A 15,276-nucleotide genomic window follows, 5' to 3' on the forward strand; every position below is an offset into this window, starting at 1 on the left:
GGACAGTAAGACTGTCTCAATTTTGCTTGCGGTTCCGGCATAGGGATTGCAGCGAAAGTTGGTGCTTTCGAGCGCCAGAAGGCAACAGGCAAAGCCGTTCTCGGGGACGTAGAACGCCTTGGCCTGAATTTAAGAAAATGCGGCTCGCAGCGGACGAGCGGTAGCCCAGGAGCGGGTGCCGCGGAACGCCCAAGGTGCGCCGAAGATGGCGGTGAGGCAGCTTGCCGCATGGAGAGGATAGGAATCATGAACGGGTCGCAATTCGAGCGCGCAAACATCGTGGCAGAACAACTGTCGGCGACGGTCGCCTCGAAAACGACCGATCCGATTCAGGAGCACAATTCACGTCCGCCGGCGGAAGGCCTCTACGATCCCAGCCTGGAAAAGGATTCTTGCGGCGTCGGCTTCATCGCCAACATCAAGGGCAAGAAGTCCCGCGAGATCGTCGCGGACGCGCTGAGCATCCTCTGCAACCTCGAGCATCGCGGCGCTGTGGGTGCCGACCCGCGCGCTGGCGACGGCGCCGGCATCCTGGTGCAGATCCCGCACGCCTTCTTCGCCCGCAAGGCCAAGGAGCTCGGCTTCGCGCTGCCCAACCCCGGCGAATACGCCATCGGCGCGCTGTTCATGCCGCGCGACACCGCCTGGCGCAACGTCATCAAGAGCATCATCGCCGACCAGATCAAGGAAGAAGGCCTGACGCTGCTCGGCTGGCGCGATGTGCCGACCGACAATTCCTCACTCGGCGTCACCGTGAAGCCGACCGAACCCGCCTGCATGCAGGTGTTCATCGGCCGCAACGGCACCGCCGAGACCGAGGACGATTTCGAGCGCCGGCTCTACATCCTGCGCAAGTCGATCTCCCAGGCAATCTACCAGCGCCGCGACCGCGGGCTCGCCGGCTATTACCCGTGCTCGATGTCGTGCCGCACGGTGATCTACAAGGGCATGTTCCTCGCCGACCAGCTCGGCAAGTACTATCCCGATCTGCACGAGAAGGATTTCGAGAGCGCGCTGGCGCTGGTGCATCAGCGCTTCTCGACCAACACCTTCCCGGCCTGGTCGCTGGCGCATCCCTACCGGATGATCGCGCATAACGGCGAGATCAACACGCTGCGCGGCAACGTCAACTGGATGGCGGCACGCCAGGCCTCAGTGAGCTCGCAGCTCTACGGCAAGGACATCAATCGGCTCTGGCCGATCTCCTACGAAGGACAGTCGGACACCGCCTGCTTCGACAACGCGCTCGAGTTCCTGGTGCAGGGCGGCTACTCGCTGCCGCACGCCGTCATGATGATGATTCCGGAGGCGTGGGCCGGCAATCCCTTGATGGATGAGAAGCGCCGCGCCTTCTACGAATATCATGCCGCGCTGATGGAGCCGTGGGACGGCCCCGCCGCGATCGCTTTCACCGACGGCCGTCAGATCGGCGCCACGCTCGACCGCAACGGCCTGCGGCCGGCGCGCTACCTCGTCACCAAGGACGACCGCATCGTGATGGCGTCCGAGATGGGCGTGCTGACCATCCCTGAGGACCAGATCATCACCAAGTGGCGGCTCCAGCCCGGCAAGATGCTGCTGGTCGACCTCGAGCAGGGCCGCCTGATTCCCGACGACGAGATCAAGGCCGAGCTCGCCCGGAGTCATCCCTACGAGGAGTGGCTGGAGCGGACCCAGATCGTGCTGGAAGAGCTGCCGAAGGTGCCGACCACCGGCGTACGCTCCAACCTGTCGCTGCTCGATCGCCAGCAGGCGTTCGGCTACAGCCAGGAAGACATCGCCATCTTGATGACGCCGATGGCGGCCACCGGCGAGGAGGCAGCCGGCTCGATGGGCAACGACACGCCGATCTCGGCGCTGTCGGACAAGGCCAAGCCGCTGTTCACCTACTTCAAGCAGAATTTTGCGCAGGTCACCAATCCGCCGATCGACCCGATCCGCGAGGAGCTGGTGATGAGCCTGGTCTCGATCATCGGACCGCGGCCGAACCTGTTCGACCTCCAGGGGATGGCCACCACCAAGCGTCTTGAAGTACGTCAGCCGATCCTGACCGACGCGGATCTCGAAAAGATCCGCTCCATCTCCGACGTGGCCGAATCCCACTTCAAGTCGCGCACGCTGGATACGACTTTCCACGCCGGCCTCGGTGCGGCCGGTATGGACCAGGTGCTGGATGAGCTCTGCGCGCGCGCTGAAAGCGCGGTGCGTGAAGGCGTCAACATCATCATCCTGTCCGACCGCATGGTCGGCACCGACCGGGTGCCGATCCCGTCGCTGCTCGCCTGCGCCGCCGTGCATCACCATTTGATCCGCACCGGCCTGCGCACCTCGGTCGGCCTCGTCGTCGAATCCGGCGAGCCGCGCGAAGTGCATCATTTCGCCTGCCTCGCCGGCTACGGCGCCGAAGCGATCAATCCCTATCTCGCGTTCGAAACCATCATCGCGATGAAGGACCGCCTGCCCGGCTCGCTCGACGATTACGAGATCGTCAAGCGCTACATCAAGTCGATCGGCAAGGGCCTGCTCAAGGTGATGTCCAAGATGGGCATCTCGACCTACCAGTCCTATTGCGGCGCGCAGATCTTTGACGCGGTCGGCCTCAAGGCCGACTTCGTCGGAAAATTCTTCGCCGGCACCCACACCCGCGTCGAGGGCGTCGGCCTGTCGGAGATCGCCGAAGAGGCGGTGCGCCGTCATGCCGACGCGTTCGGCGACGCGCTGGTCTACAAGACCTCGCTCGACGTCGGCGGCGAATATGCCTACCGCACCCGAGGCGAGGACCATGCGTGGACCGCCGAGTCGGTGGGGCTGCTTCAGCACGCCGCGCGCGGCAATTCGCTGGAGCGCTACCGCGCCTTTGCAAAGATCCTCAACGAGCAGTCGGAGCGCCTGTTGACGCTGCGCGGCCTGTTCCGGATCAAGGGCGCCGAGGAAGAGAAGCGAAAGCCGGTGCCGATCGAGCAAGTCGAGCCGGCCAAGGACATCGTCCGACGTTTTGCCACTGGCGCGATGAGCTTCGGCTCGATCTCGCGCGAGGCGCACACCACGCTCGCGATCGCCATGAACCGGATCGGCGGCAAGTCGAACACCGGCGAAGGCGGCGAGGAAGCCGACCGCTTCAAGCCGATGCCGAACGGCGATTCCATGCGCTCGGCGATCAAGCAGGTCGCATCCGGCCGCTTCGGCGTCACGACGGAGTATCTCGTCAACTCCGACATGATGCAGATCAAGATGGCCCAGGGCGCCAAGCCCGGCGAAGGCGGCCAGCTGCCCGGTCACAAGGTCGACGCCACCATCGCCAAGGTCCGGCATTCGACGCCGGGCGTCGGCCTGATCTCGCCGCCGCCGCACCACGACATCTACTCGATCGAGGATCTGGCGCAGCTCATCTACGACCTCAAGAACGTCAACCCGGACGGCGCGGTCTCGGTCAAGCTCGTCTCCGAGATCGGCGTCGGCACGGTGGCCGCGGGCGTCGCCAAGGCGCGCGCCGACCACGTCACCATCGCGGGCTTCGAGGGCGGCACCGGCGCCTCGCCGCTGACCTCGATCAAGCATGCCGGCTCGCCGTGGGAGATCGGCCTTGCCGAAACCCACCAGACGCTGGTGCGCGAGCGGCTGCGCAGCCGTATCGTGGTCCAGGTCGACGGCGGTTTCCGCACCGGCCGCGACGTCGTGATCGGCGCGCTGCTGGGGGCCGACGAGTTCGGCTTTGCCACCGCGCCGCTGATCGCGGCCGGCTGCATCATGATGCGCAAGTGCCACCTCAACACCTGCCCGGTCGGGGTCGCGACGCAGGATCCGGTTCTGCGCAAGCGCTTCACCGGCCAGCCCGAGCACGTGATCAACTACTTCTTCTTCGTTGCGGAGGAAGTCCGCGAGATCATGGCGAGCCTCGGCTTCCGCACCTTCAATGAGATGGTGGGCCAGACTCAGCTGCTCGACCAGACCAAGCTGGTCGCGCACTGGAAGGCCAAGGGCCTCGACTTCTCCAAGCTATTTGTCCGCCAGAAGGAAGAGAAGGGCCAGAAGATCTATCATTCGGAGCGCCAGAACCATCATCTGGAAGCGGTGCTCGACCGCTCGCTGATCGAGAAGGCGCAGCCCGCGCTCGACCGCGGCGCACCGGTCAAGATCGAAGCCGCGATCAACAGCACCAACCGTTCCGCCGGCGCGATGCTGTCGGGTGCGGTCGCCAAGATCTACGGCCATGCGGGGCTGCCGCATGACACCATTCATGTCAGCCTCAAGGGCACCGCCGGCCAGGCCTTCGGCGCCTGGCTCGCGCACGGCGTCACCTTCGATCTCGAGGGTGAAGCCAACGACTATGTCGGCAAGGGCCTGTCGGGCGGCAAGATCATCGTCAAGCCGCCGAAGGACAGCGGCATCGTGCCGGAAGAGAGCATCATCGTCGGCAACACCGTGATGTACGGCGCAATTCAAGGCGAGTGCTACTTCCGCGGCGTCGCCGGCGAACGCTTTGCCGTGCGCAACTCCGGCGCGGTCGCGGTGGTCGAGGGCGCGGGCGATCATTGCTGCGAATACATGACCGGCGGCATCGTCGTCGTGCTCGGCAAGACCGGGCGCAACTTCGCAGCCGGCATGTCCGGCGGAATCGCCTATGTGCTCGACGAAAGCGGCGACTTCGACAAGCTCTGCAACCTCTCGATGGTCGAGCTCCAGCCGGTCCTCTCGGAGGAGATGATTGCCCAGAGCGCCTACAACCAGTTTGGTGACCTCGAGGCGCACGGCCGGGTCGACGTGTTCAACAACCTGCTCGAGTCCGACGTCGAGCGGCTGCACGTCCTGGTCACGCGCCATGCCAAAGCGACCGGCTCCAAGCGCGCCGCCGACATCCTTGCCAATTGGAAGGACTGGCTGCCCAAATTCCGCAAGGTGATGCCGGTCGAGTACCGGCGCGCGCTGCGCGAACTGGCCGCCAACGCGGACGCCGAGCCGAAAATCGCGATCGGGGCGTAGGTAAGAAAGCCTCATGGTGAGGAGGCGCGACGCGCCGTCTCGAACCATGAGACCATCAGCGGGGCCTTCATCCTTCGAGACGCGGCGCTAACGGCGCCGCTCCTCAGGATGAGGGGCGAAACGACAAACGATTAAGCGGCAGGGACTTCGGGTTTGATGGGCAAGATCACGGGTTTTCTCGAAATCGAACGGCATGATCGCAAGTACGCACCGGTCGCCGAGCGCGTGAAGCATTTTCACGAATTCGTCGTTCCCTTGAGCGAGAAGGAAACGCGCGACCAGGCTGCGCGCTGCATGAACTGCGGCATTCCCTTTTGCCACGGCACCGGGTCGGTCGCGCCCGGCACGCCCGGCTGCCCGGTCAACAACCAGATCCCCGACTTCAACGACCTCGTCTATCAGGACAACTGGGAAGAAGCCTCGCGCAACCTGCACTCGACTAACAATTTCCCGGAGTTCACCGGCCGCATTTGTCCGGCGCCGTGCGAGGCATCCTGCACGCTCAACATCGACGACAACCCCGTCACCATCAAAACCATCGAATGCGCGATCGTCGATCGCGCCTGGGACAATGGCTGGGTCAAGCCGGAAGTCGCAGCGGTCAAGACCGGCAAGAAGGTCGCGGTGATCGGCTCTGGTCCGGCCGGCATGGCCTGCGCGCAGCAGCTCGCGCGAGCCGGCCACGACGTGCATTTGTTCGAGAAGTTCGCCAAGGCCGGCGGCCTGCTGCGCTATGGCATTCCCGACTTCAAGATGGAGAAGAACATCATCGACCGCCGTGTGGCGCAGATGGAAGCCGAAGGCGTCACCTTCCACTACAACAGCCATGTCGGCGCCGAAGGCAATGTCGATCCGCGCGAGCTGCTCAACGAGTACGATGCGGTCGCGCTGACCGGCGGCGCGGAAGCTCCGCGCGACCTGCCGATCCCCGGCCGCGACCTCGACGGCGTCCACTATGCGATGGATTTTCTGCCGCAGCAGAACCGCCGCGTCTCCGAGGAGCCGCTGGGCGGCGTCACCGAGATTTTGGCCGGTGGCAAGCATGTCGTCGTCATCGGCGGCGGCGACACCGGCTCTGACTGCATCGGCACCTCGCTGCGCCAGGGCGCGCTCTCGGTCACCCAGCTCGAGATCATGCCGGCCCCGCCCGAGCGCGAGAACAAGGGCCTGACCTGGCCGAACTGGCCGCTGAAGATGCGCACCTCCTCCAGCCAGGCCGAAGGCGCGATCCGCGAATACGCCGTGCTGACGCAGAAGTTTTCCGGCGAGAACGGCAAGGTCAGCAAGCTGCACTGCGTGCGCGTCGACGACAAGTTCAAGCCGATTGCCGGCACCGAGTTCGATCTCGACGCCGAGCTCGTCCTGCTCGCGATGGGTTTCGTCCATCCCGTGCACGAAGGTCTGCTCAAGCTGCTCTCGGTCGAGCTCGACCCGCGCGGCAACGTCAAGGCCAACACGCTCGACTACCAGACCTCGCGCCCGAACGTGTTCTCGGCCGGCGACATGCGCCGCGGCCAATCGCTGGTGGTGTGGGCGATCCGCGAGGGCCGGCTGTGTGCGCGGTCGATCGATACGTTCTTGATGGGGAAGACGGATCTGCCAAGGTAGGTTCTAGCGAGCCGCACAGCTCGAAGGCAGACAAGCAATCCGCTGTCGTCCTGGCGAAGGCCAGGACTCATACCGCGAAATCTATCGATGGCAGACGGTGCTAATCCCGAACGACCGGTCGTCGTCAAATCTCTCCCTGGGGTAATGGGTCCTGGCCTTCGCCAGGACGACATCTGAGGCTTGGCTCCGCCGGGCCCACCATCCGGGAGCCCTCAATTCTGCATCCTCACCCCGACCATCACCACCGTCCCTTGCGAGCTAGATCCCGGCTGGTTCGAATCCAAAATGTCATGCCGCAGCGTGCCCTTGATCCAGAGGTTGCGGTTGAGCTTGTAGATCAGGTTGCCTTCGAGCGAGTAGGTCTTGTCGTTGCGGTTCTGGCCCTGGTAGTCGAGCGTGCCGTAGGTGAACTTGCCCACGGCCGTGAGCCAGCGGCGGAAGTCGTGATCGACTTCGGCAGCGTAGGTGCGCACCAGCACGCCGGAGGAGCCGGGGACGGTGGTTTCCGCGATCTGTGTGTCGGTGAAGAATTTCACCGTGGTCAGGCCGCTGGCGTTCCAGATCAGCGAGCCGGAGGTGAGGAAGCCTGCGAGCTGGCTCAGCCGCGGGTCGACATAGTTGCGCGCGGAATAGCCGACCGAGACTTCACCGGTCAGGATGCGCGAGAACTCGAAGGACGAGCCGACCTTTCCATAGCCGCCGGATGAATCGCGGAAGTAGCCGTTGCGGTCAGCGGCCTGGTCGTGCACGCGGCTGTCGCCCTGGATTTCGACGAACGGCTTCAAGCCCGGCTTCAGCTCATAGGAGAAACGCCCGACGCCGCCATACTGGTTGAAGTCGCGGTCGTCGTTGCTCGAGGTCGTGCCGTCGGTGAGCTTGGAGTTGGTGTAGGCGGTGCGATCGACGGTGGCGCCGGTCGCGACCTGGAAGCGGTTGAAGGTCTGGTCGAAGCCGAAGGTGCCGCCATAAGTGGCGTAGACCGGAAATTTCTGCAGGCCGGCCTGCACGTTCGGGCTGCCGGGATTGTCGGTGGCGAGCCTGAGGCGAAATTGCGAGGTCAGCTTGAGGTCGCGATCGACGTCGAAACGGCCGTCGACATGGCCGGTGAAGTCGGGACGGTCGACCTCGACCGGCGAGGGCGAAGCGAAGCCGTCGATGGTCGCCGGCATGTTGTTGGTGTATCCCGAGAACGAGCCGCGCAAATCCGCAACCAGCGCGTGACGCTCCCAGTCCGACATCACGAGCAGGTCGGGCGCGACCACGTAGGCCGGCGAGCCGACCGGCTTGTTGAGGCGCGCCGGATTGCTGTCGTAGCCGGCCGAGAGCTCGAGCCCGCCCTTGATCAGGAAGCTGCCGGCGTAGTCGCCAACCGCGCCGAACGGATCTTCGTCGAGCTTGAGGCGGCGGCGGAGCGGCTGGCCGGGCACGGTGCCGGCCATCGCTCGCGGGATCGGCGTCTTGTTGGCGGTGTCCGACGGCGGCGGCGCGATGCGCGGTGGACCGAGGCTCGTGACCGGGGTCGCTGATGGCATCGACGAGCCTGGTCCGGGGCGCTTTGGCTTCGGCTGCCCCGGATAGAGCTTTGGCTGCTGCCGCTTGCGGTTGAGCGAGTCGTACCCTGAACCGCTGGCACCGTTGGCGGCAGGCAGCCCGTAGGTCGGGACCTGACCGATGCGCGAACTCGCCGGCACCTGCTGGCGCTTGCGTGGATCGGCATTGGGATCTGGCAGCCCCGGCAGCGCATCGGAAGGCGGCTGCTGCATGCCGGCCGTGCGGCGCGTCGGCAGCGTGTCCGGCGAGGCGAAGCCGCCGCGGCTCGGATTGAACAGATCGGGCGTGAGGCTCTGGGCCGTGGCCGGAGCGCTCTCCAGCGCCGTCAGCAGCAGGCACGGCAAAGCGGCGCGGACGAGTTGCGCGCGCTTGCTCCGGCTCCTGCCTGGAGACGACCCCACGATAAGAACAACTCCAACGAAATCAGGCACTTCCGCGATAGGCCGCCGCGAACAGCGGGAACCATCGTTAATGGAGTTAAAACAATTATGGTTAATGACCCGTTGAGGGTCTGGAGGCCGCGTCGCCTCGAAGGCGCCGGCGTGCTAAGGAGGCGCCGACCGGGCAATCGCCCACCTTCCTGGATCAAATCATGCCGAGTCCGAAACCGCTGATGACCCAATCATCCGGCCCCGCCCCCGCCAGCGTCGAATCCGCGCTCCGCACGCTGGAGACGGAGAGCGGCGGCATCAACGCGCTCGCCGCCGCGCTGCGCGGCCCGCTCGGCGCTACGTTTGCCGCGGCAGTCGAGCTGATCCGGCAGGCCAAGGGCCGCGTCATCGTCACCGGGCTCGGCAAGTCCGGCCACATGGCGCGCAAGATCGCGGCGACGCTGGCCTCGACCGGTACGCCCGCCTTCTTCGTGCATGCCGCCGAAGCCGGCCATGGCGACCTCGGCATGATCACCACCGACGACGTCATCATGGCGCTGTCCTGGTCCGGCGAGCAGCCGGAGATGAAGAACCTCGTGAATTATTCGGCGCGGTTTGCGATCCCGATGATCGCGGTGACCTCGAACGCCGGCTCCTCGCTCGGCCAGGCCGCCGACATCGTCATCGAACTGCCGAAGGCGCGCGAGGCCTGTCCGCACAATCTGGCGCCGACCACCTCAACGCTGATGCAGGCCGCGATCGGCGATGCGATTTCGATTGCCTTGCTCGAAGGCCGCGGCTTCACCGCGCTGGAGTTCGCGCATTTCCATCCCGGCGGCAAGCTTGGCGCCATGCTGAAATTCGTCCGCGACTACATGCGCACCGGCGCAGAGATCCCCGTGAAGCCGGCCGGCACCAAGATGTCGGACGCCGTGATGGAAATGTCGGCCAAGGGCCTGGGGTGCGTCTGCATCGTCGACGAGGGAGGCGAGGTCGCGGGCATCATCACCGACGGCGATCTGCGCCGTCATATGCGGCCGGATCTTTTGACGGCGTCGGTCGACGACATCATGACCAGGCAGCCGAAAACCGTGCCGCCGTCGATGCTCGCGACCGAGATGATCGAGGTGCTGAACACGCGCAAGATCACGACGCTGGTCGTGACAGAAGCGAACAAGGTGGTCGGCATCGTGCATTTGCACGATCTGTTGCGGGCGGGCGTGGCTTAGCGCGCCCTCTCTCTCCTCCGTCATTGCGAGCGCAGCGCAGCATTCCAGACTGCCTCTGCGGAGAGACTCTGGATTGCTTGGCTACGCTCGCAATGACGGGCGGTTAGACCGCCGGAAACCGCGCTGCCTTCTCCTCCAGCGGCAGCCGCAGCCCATTCGCCAGATACGACACCGTGCGATAGAATCCGCACAGCAGCATGATCTCGAGAATCTGCGCCTCGTCGTAATGCGCCGCAAGCGCGGCGAATTCCGCATCGTCAAGCGTCGCGCGGTGATGCAGCGCGTCGACCGCGGCGATCAGTGCCTGCTCGGCCGGCGACCAGCAGGCTGACGTCGCATCGCCCTGCACGGTGGCGCGGACCTCGTCCGCGGTGAGTTTCGCCGGACCGGCGAAGATCGCGACATGCACGCCCCATTCATATTCGCATTTGTTCAGCGCGCAGGTGCGATCGATGACGATCTCGCGCTGGCGCAAGGACAGCGGCCCGGGATCGAGCAGGCCGCCGGCGCGAAACTTGTCCCAGGCGCGGCTGTGGCCCGCCATCACCCGGAACAGCATCAGCGGCGGCGCGCCGCGCATGATGCGGTTGAACTGCACCCCGATCTCCGGGGGATAAGGTGGCGCGAGCTGCGCGATGCGAGGCGTATCCTGAGACATGGCTTGAGATATGGCTTGAGACATGGGCCGTCTCTGGCGCTACAATTATCGTAGCAAAATGCTACATTATCTGTAGCAGAACGCAAGAGGGGCACGATGGCGAAACAAGCCTCTTCCAGATCAAGCGGCGTCCGCGGCTCGCGCACGGGACGGCCGATCATGGCGCTGCTCGACCTGCTGGGACGGCGCTGGAGCCTGCGGATCTTGTGGGAGTTGCGCGATGCTCCCCTCACCTCCCGCGCGCTGCGCACCGCCTGCGACGAAGCCTCGCCGACGGTGCTGCAAGCGCGGCTGAGCGAACTGCGCGAAGCGGGCTTCGTAGAACTCGGCGAAGGCGGCGGTTACAGCCTGACACCGCTCGGGCGGGACTTGTGCGAGACATTCATGCCGCTGCACAAATTTGCGGAGAGGTGGAGCAGCAAGAATGGCGTCTAAGCCTGGCGACGCCGGTCCAACAAACTCGTCATTGCGAGCCAACGGGTCCGGGCGAAGCGCGGCCCGATGATAGGCTCCGCGAAGCAATCCAGACTGCTCCCGCGGAAAGATTCTGGATTGCTTCGCTTCGCTCGCAATGACGGCGGACTATGCCGCGGCGACCGTCAGGTTGGCGCCATCCACCTGCACCACCTTCACTCTCGTCCCAGCCGGCGTATCCGGGCCGGCGACGCGCCAGACGGTGTCGCCGATGCGCATGGTGCCGCTGCCGTCGACGATCGGCTTCTCCAGCGTGAACTCGCGGCCGAGCAGCGCCTCGGCGCGCTTGTTGAGGAAGGGGCTGGCGCTCGCATCCAGCTTCGGTCGGGCGAGGCGGCGCCACACCGGCACGGCGGCGGCGGCGAAGATCGCGAACATCACGAGCTGAATCTGCCAGGACACGGCAACGGCGAACGAGATCAGGCCGACCAACAGCGCGGCGAGTCCCAGCCAGAACAGGAATACGCCCGGCGCCAGTACTTCCAGCGCCATCAGGACGAAACCGAAGATCAGCCAGTTCCAGGTGCCGAGCGAAACGAACATGTCGGTCATGACACGACCTCGTTATATGGGCGCATGACCTCCGCGCAAACGCGTTCCGCGTTTGTCGCGAGGGAAAACTGGTGTCCACTTTTCCGGGTCATGCGCATGATCCCGTCACCTCGGCGGCACTGCCGGCGGCGTGGGAGCCATGGGTGGCACCGAGCCGCGGCGGGCGGCGGCCGCGGCAGACGCCGCGCTTTCGCCGAACGTTGCCTTGGCGATCTCGCCGATGCCGGCGAGCGAGCCCAGCATGCTCATCGCTTCCACCGGCAGCATGATGATCTTCTGGTTCGGCGAGTCGGCCAGCTGGCCGAACGCCTTGATGTACTTGTCGGCGATGAAATAGTTCAGCGCAGCGACGTCGCCCTTGCTGATGGCGTCGCTGACCATCTGGGTCGCCTTGGCCTCGGCCTCCGCCAGGCGCTCGCGCGCCTCGGCATCGCGAAAGGCGGCCTCGCGGCGGCCTTCGGCCTGGAGGATCTGGCCCTGCTTGGCGCCCTCGGCGCGCAGGATCTCGGACTGGCGGGCGCCTTCGGCCTGCAGGATGTCGGCACGCTTGACGCGCTCAGCCTTCATCTGCCGGCCCATCGCCTCGACGAGATCGGCCGGCGGCACGATGTCCTTGATCTCGATCCGGTTGACCTTCAACCCCCACGGCGAGACCGCGGCATCGACCACGCGCAACAGGCGCTCGTTGATCTCGTCGCGGTGCGACAGCACCTGGTCGAGATCCATCGAGCCCATCACCGAGCGGATGTTGGTCATGGTCAGCACGATGATCGCCTGCTCGAGGTTGGAGACCTCGTAGCTGGCTTTCGCGGCGTCGAACACCTGGAAGAAGGCGACGCCGTCCACCGTCACGGTGGCGTTGTCCTTGGTGATCACCTCCTGCTCGGGAATGTTGATCACCTGCTCCATCATATTGATCTTGCGACCGACGCGATCGAAATAGGGCACGATCAGATTGAGCCCCGGCGTCAGCGTCTGGGTGTATTTGCCGAACCGCTCGATGGTCCAGTCATAGCCCTGAGGCACCGTCTTCACGCCGGCAAAGAGCGTGACGATGACGAGCAATACCAGCACAATCGCGAAAATGTCGAAACCGCTCATATGTCCTCCAAGGCAGGAAAAGAACCTTTCCCGCGCTGTCATTGGTCGGGATCACGACCTCAACGGTTCAGCGGTCGCGACTCACGTCGGCATCGGCGCAATTCTGCACAAGACGCACGGAGAGGGAACGGTCACGATTAAGTATTTGCACGACGCTCTTGAAAGCGTGCCGGCGCAGACCTAGCGGCCAGCATTAACGTTTCTGACTCTACCGCCTGTCTCGACAAGCCTATTCGATGACCTCGTTTGCGAGTGCGAGCAGGCCGGGGGCGATGGTGAGGCCGAGTGCCCTGGCCGCCTTCAGGTTGATCGCGAGCTCGAATTTGGTGGGGTTCTGGACCGGCAGGTCGGCAGGCAGCGCGCCCTTCAGGATGCGATGGATATAGGAGGCGGCGCGGCGGAGCTGCTCGACGCTGTCCGTGCTGTAGGACATCAATCCGCCCTCGTCGACGAAGGTGCGGCTCCAGAACACCGCCGGCACGCGCGCTTGTGCGATCGCGGCCAGCAGATGCGCGCGATTGGCCATGGTGAAGAAGTCCGGCAGGATCAGGAAGCCGCCATCCTTCCGCGATGCCAGCGCGGCGATCGAGGCGGCGTCGTGCACCGGCGCGGGCTCGACGGTCACACCGAGCTTCTGCGCAGCGCCCTCGATCGTGCGCAGCATGAGGCCGGCGAACGGGGCGGTGGCCGGATTGTAGACGACGTGCACACGGGCGACGCGCGGCGTGACCTGCGTCAGCATCTCCAGCCATTTGCCGGCCAGAGGGCCGTCATAATCGGTAAAGCCGGTGATGTTGCCGCCGGGATGGGCGAGGTTCTGAACAAACCCCTGGCCGACGGGATCGGTGACAACGGCGAACACGATCGGCGTCGTCGCGGTGCGCTGGCGCAGCTCTTCCACAGACGGCGTGCCGACTGCGAGCAGGATGTCGGGCTTGAGCGCGACCAATTCATCGGCGAGCCGCGCGATGCGCGCCCGGTCGCCGCCACCGCTGCGCCAGTCGATCTCGAGGTTGCCGTGCTCCTTCCAGCCGTACGCGGCGAGCGCCTCGACCAAGATGGCGCTGCGGGTCTGCCCGACCGCATCATCGTCGGCCGTGACTGAGAGCACGCCGAGCCGGCGCGTCGCGGCGGACTGCGCTAGCGCCGCAGACGGCAGCGTGGCAAGCGTCCCAAGAAGCCCCAAGACCTCGCGACGATTCATGCGGCGCTCGTCAAATCCAGCCCTGGAGCTCGCGCAGCACCAGGGTGCGGATCACATCCATGCCGGGTTCGCTGTCATTGAGGCAGGGGATCACGGAAAACTGCTCGCCGCCATTATGCTTGAAGATCTCGGCATTCTCCCGCGCAATCTCCTCCAGCGTCTCCAGGCAGTCGGCGGAGAAGCCCGGCGTCACCACGGCAATGCGGCGCACGCCTTCCTTGGCGAGCCGCTCCATCGTCTTGTCGGTGTAGGGCTGGAGCCACTCGGCATTGCCGAAGCGCGACTGGAACGTCAGCAGCAGCTTTGCCGCGTCCATCCCGAGCCGCCGGCGCAGCGCCTCGGTGGTGGCGACGCATTGGCCCTGATAGGGATCGCCCTTGTCGACATAGGATTTCGGCATGCCGTGGAACGAGGCGACGATCAGCTCCGGCTTGAACGGCAACGTGGCGAGATGCGCCTCGATCGAGGTCGCAAGCGCCTCGATATAGACCTCGTCCTCGTAATAAGGCGGCATCACCCGCAATGTCGGCTGCGCGCGCAGGCGGGAGAGCACGCGAAACACCTCGTCGCAGACGGTGGCCGAGGTCGGGGCCGAATATTGCGGATAAAGCGGCACGGCGAGGATGCGTTCGCAACCCTTGGCGATCAGCGCCTCGATGCCCGACCGGATCGAGGGATTGCCGTAGCGCATCGCCCAGTCCACGACGACGTGGCTGCGGTCCGACAACGCGGCTGCAAGCTTGTCGCTCTGCGATCGCGTGATGGTCTTCAGCGGCGACTCGTTTCTCTCGGTGTTCCAGATCTTCAGGTAGTCGAGCGCCTTGGTACGGGGACGGCTGCGCAGGATGATCCCGTTCAGCACCAGCTTCCAGATCAGGCCCTGGTCCTCGATGACGCGGGGATCGGAGAGGAATTCCTTCAAATAGACACGCACCCCGGGAGCATCGGCCGTATCGGGCGTGCCGAGATTGACCAGGAGCACGCCGACACGCGGCAGGCCAGCCAGCACGGCTGGCTTCACGGTCGCGATGGGGGCAATGTTCGTCATGGCAAGTTGCGTCGCGCGTTGCTCCGAACTTGTCAAGATGAGGCCGATTTCGCTAGGGTCGCACCCGAGCGTGGGAGGGCCGATGACACTCGCGGAATGGTGCGTTCTTGGAGCGCTGCTACTCTATCTGACGACGATCGTCTCGATCAAATGGCTCCGGTTTCGCGGCTTCGACAATTCCCGGCCGCGCGATCCCGCCTTCTATGAGGACGCCATCGCGCAGCGCGCGCTCGGCGCGCACCAGAACGGCATCGAGACCTTCCCGTTCTTCGCCTTCGCCGTGCTGCTCGCCGAATTCCGGGATTCACCGCAGCGCCTCATCGACGAGCTCGCGGTGCTGTTCCTGATCGTGCGGATCGCCTATGTGCTGACCTATCTCGGCAACCGCCCGACCCTGCGCTCGATCCTCTGGAGCATCGGCTTTGCGATCAATCTCGGGATTTTCTTCATGCCGATGTTGAAGCGATTTTTGCCGGTGTGACCTTTTCTTCCCTTCTCCC

11 protein-coding genes are annotated in these 15,276 nt (G+C 65.0%); 5 read left to right on the plus strand and 6 right to left on the minus strand.

Annotated features, from left to right (window positions below):
- Positions 1–246 precede the first annotated feature (246 nt).
- Positions 247–4,980, plus strand: coding sequence for a glutamate synthase large subunit (gene gltB / locus IVA82_RS19140; protein WP_247386831.1), 4,734 nt, complete (start codon positions 247–249; stop codon positions 4,978–4,980).
- 156 nt (positions 4,981–5,136) lie between these two features.
- A complete protein-coding gene (locus tag IVA82_RS19145) occupies positions 5,137–6,588 on the plus strand; it encodes a glutamate synthase subunit beta (RefSeq protein WP_247386830.1) in 1,452 nt (483 codons plus the stop codon).
- 212 nt (positions 6,589–6,800) lie between these two features.
- Here the strand turns inward: IVA82_RS19145 and IVA82_RS19150 are convergent, their stop codons facing one another.
- Positions 6,801–8,540 (minus strand): outer membrane beta-barrel protein, encoded by a 1,740-nt coding sequence (locus tag IVA82_RS19150; RefSeq protein WP_247386829.1) that lies wholly within the window; start codon positions 8,538–8,540, stop codon positions 6,801–6,803.
- Between the two features lie 191 nt (positions 8,541–8,731).
- Between IVA82_RS19150 and IVA82_RS19155 the strand changes: the two genes are divergently transcribed.
- Positions 8,732–9,739, plus strand: a complete 1,008-nt coding sequence (locus tag IVA82_RS19155; RefSeq protein ID WP_247386828.1) for a KpsF/GutQ family sugar-phosphate isomerase — start codon at positions 8,732–8,734, stop codon at positions 9,737–9,739.
- 103 nt (positions 9,740–9,842) lie between these two features.
- Here the strand turns inward: IVA82_RS19155 and IVA82_RS19160 are convergent, their stop codons facing one another.
- A complete protein-coding gene (locus IVA82_RS19160) occupies positions 9,843–10,397 on the minus strand; it encodes a carboxymuconolactone decarboxylase family protein (protein ID WP_247386853.1) in 555 nt (184 codons plus the stop codon).
- A gap of 96 nt (positions 10,398–10,493) precedes the next feature.
- Between IVA82_RS19160 and IVA82_RS19165 the strand changes: the two genes are divergently transcribed.
- Complete coding sequence (locus tag IVA82_RS19165; RefSeq protein ID WP_247386827.1) at positions 10,494–10,832, plus strand: helix-turn-helix domain-containing protein; 339 nt, start codon at positions 10,494–10,496, stop codon at positions 10,830–10,832.
- Between the two features lie 147 nt (positions 10,833–10,979).
- On the opposite strand, the gene IVA82_RS19170 is transcribed toward IVA82_RS19165, so the two are convergent.
- The 4 genes from IVA82_RS19170 to hemH form a co-directional block, all read right to left on the minus strand.
- A complete protein-coding gene (locus IVA82_RS19170; RefSeq protein WP_247386826.1) occupies positions 10,980–11,423 on the minus strand; it encodes an NfeD family protein in 444 nt (147 codons plus the stop codon).
- Between the two features lie 105 nt (positions 11,424–11,528).
- Positions 11,529–12,524, minus strand: a complete 996-nt coding sequence (locus tag IVA82_RS19175) for an SPFH domain-containing protein (RefSeq protein ID WP_247386825.1) — start codon at positions 12,522–12,524, stop codon at positions 11,529–11,531.
- A 229-nt stretch (positions 12,525–12,753) separates the two neighbouring features.
- The gene (locus tag IVA82_RS19180) at positions 12,754–13,728 is read right to left on the minus strand and encodes an ABC transporter substrate-binding protein (protein WP_247386824.1); all 975 of its coding nucleotides are present in this window, start codon (positions 13,726–13,728) and stop codon (positions 12,754–12,756) included.
- A 10-nt stretch (positions 13,729–13,738) separates the two neighbouring features.
- Positions 13,739–14,776 carry a ferrochelatase gene (gene hemH / locus IVA82_RS19185; RefSeq protein ID WP_247386823.1) on the minus strand — a complete coding sequence of 346 codons (1,038 nt, stop codon included), beginning with the start codon at positions 14,774–14,776 and terminating at the stop codon, positions 13,739–13,741.
- An 82-nt stretch (positions 14,777–14,858) separates the two neighbouring features.
- Here hemH and IVA82_RS19190 point away from each other — a divergent pair, with 82 nt between their 5' ends.
- Positions 14,859–15,257, plus strand: a complete 399-nt coding sequence (locus IVA82_RS19190; RefSeq protein WP_247386822.1) for an MAPEG family protein — start codon at positions 14,859–14,861, stop codon at positions 15,255–15,257.
- Positions 15,258–15,276: the final 19 nt, after the last annotated feature.

It is taken from the genome of Bradyrhizobium sp. 142, from assembly GCF_023074015.1.
GTDB lineage: Bacteria > Pseudomonadota > Alphaproteobacteria > Rhizobiales > Xanthobacteraceae > Bradyrhizobium.

Coding starts and splice junctions, on each gene's coding strand:
- IVA82_RS19190 (WP_247386822.1), top strand. CDS start 14,859: ATGACACTCGCGGAATGGTGCGTTCTTGGAGCGCTGCTACTCTATCTG.
- IVA82_RS19175 (WP_247386825.1), bottom strand. CDS start 12,524: ATGAGCGGTTTCGACATTTTCGCGATTGTGCTGGTATTGCTCGTCATC.
- IVA82_RS19180 (WP_247386824.1), bottom strand. CDS start 13,728: ATGAATCGTCGCGAGGTCTTGGGGCTTCTTGGGACGCTTGCCACGCTG.
- IVA82_RS19155 (WP_247386828.1), top strand. CDS start 8,732: ATGCCGAGTCCGAAACCGCTGATGACCCAATCATCCGGCCCCGCCCCC.
- IVA82_RS19160 (WP_247386853.1), bottom strand. CDS start 10,397: ATGTCTCAGGATACGCCTCGCATCGCGCAGCTCGCGCCACCTTATCCC.
- hemH (WP_247386823.1), bottom strand. CDS start 14,776: ATGACGAACATTGCCCCCATCGCGACCGTGAAGCCAGCCGTGCTGGCT.
- gltB (WP_247386831.1), top strand. CDS start 247: ATGAACGGGTCGCAATTCGAGCGCGCAAACATCGTGGCAGAACAACTG.
- IVA82_RS19170 (WP_247386826.1), bottom strand. CDS start 11,423: ATGACCGACATGTTCGTTTCGCTCGGCACCTGGAACTGGCTGATCTTC.
- IVA82_RS19145 (WP_247386830.1), top strand. CDS start 5,137: ATGGGCAAGATCACGGGTTTTCTCGAAATCGAACGGCATGATCGCAAG.
- IVA82_RS19165 (WP_247386827.1), top strand. CDS start 10,494: ATGGCGAAACAAGCCTCTTCCAGATCAAGCGGCGTCCGCGGCTCGCGC.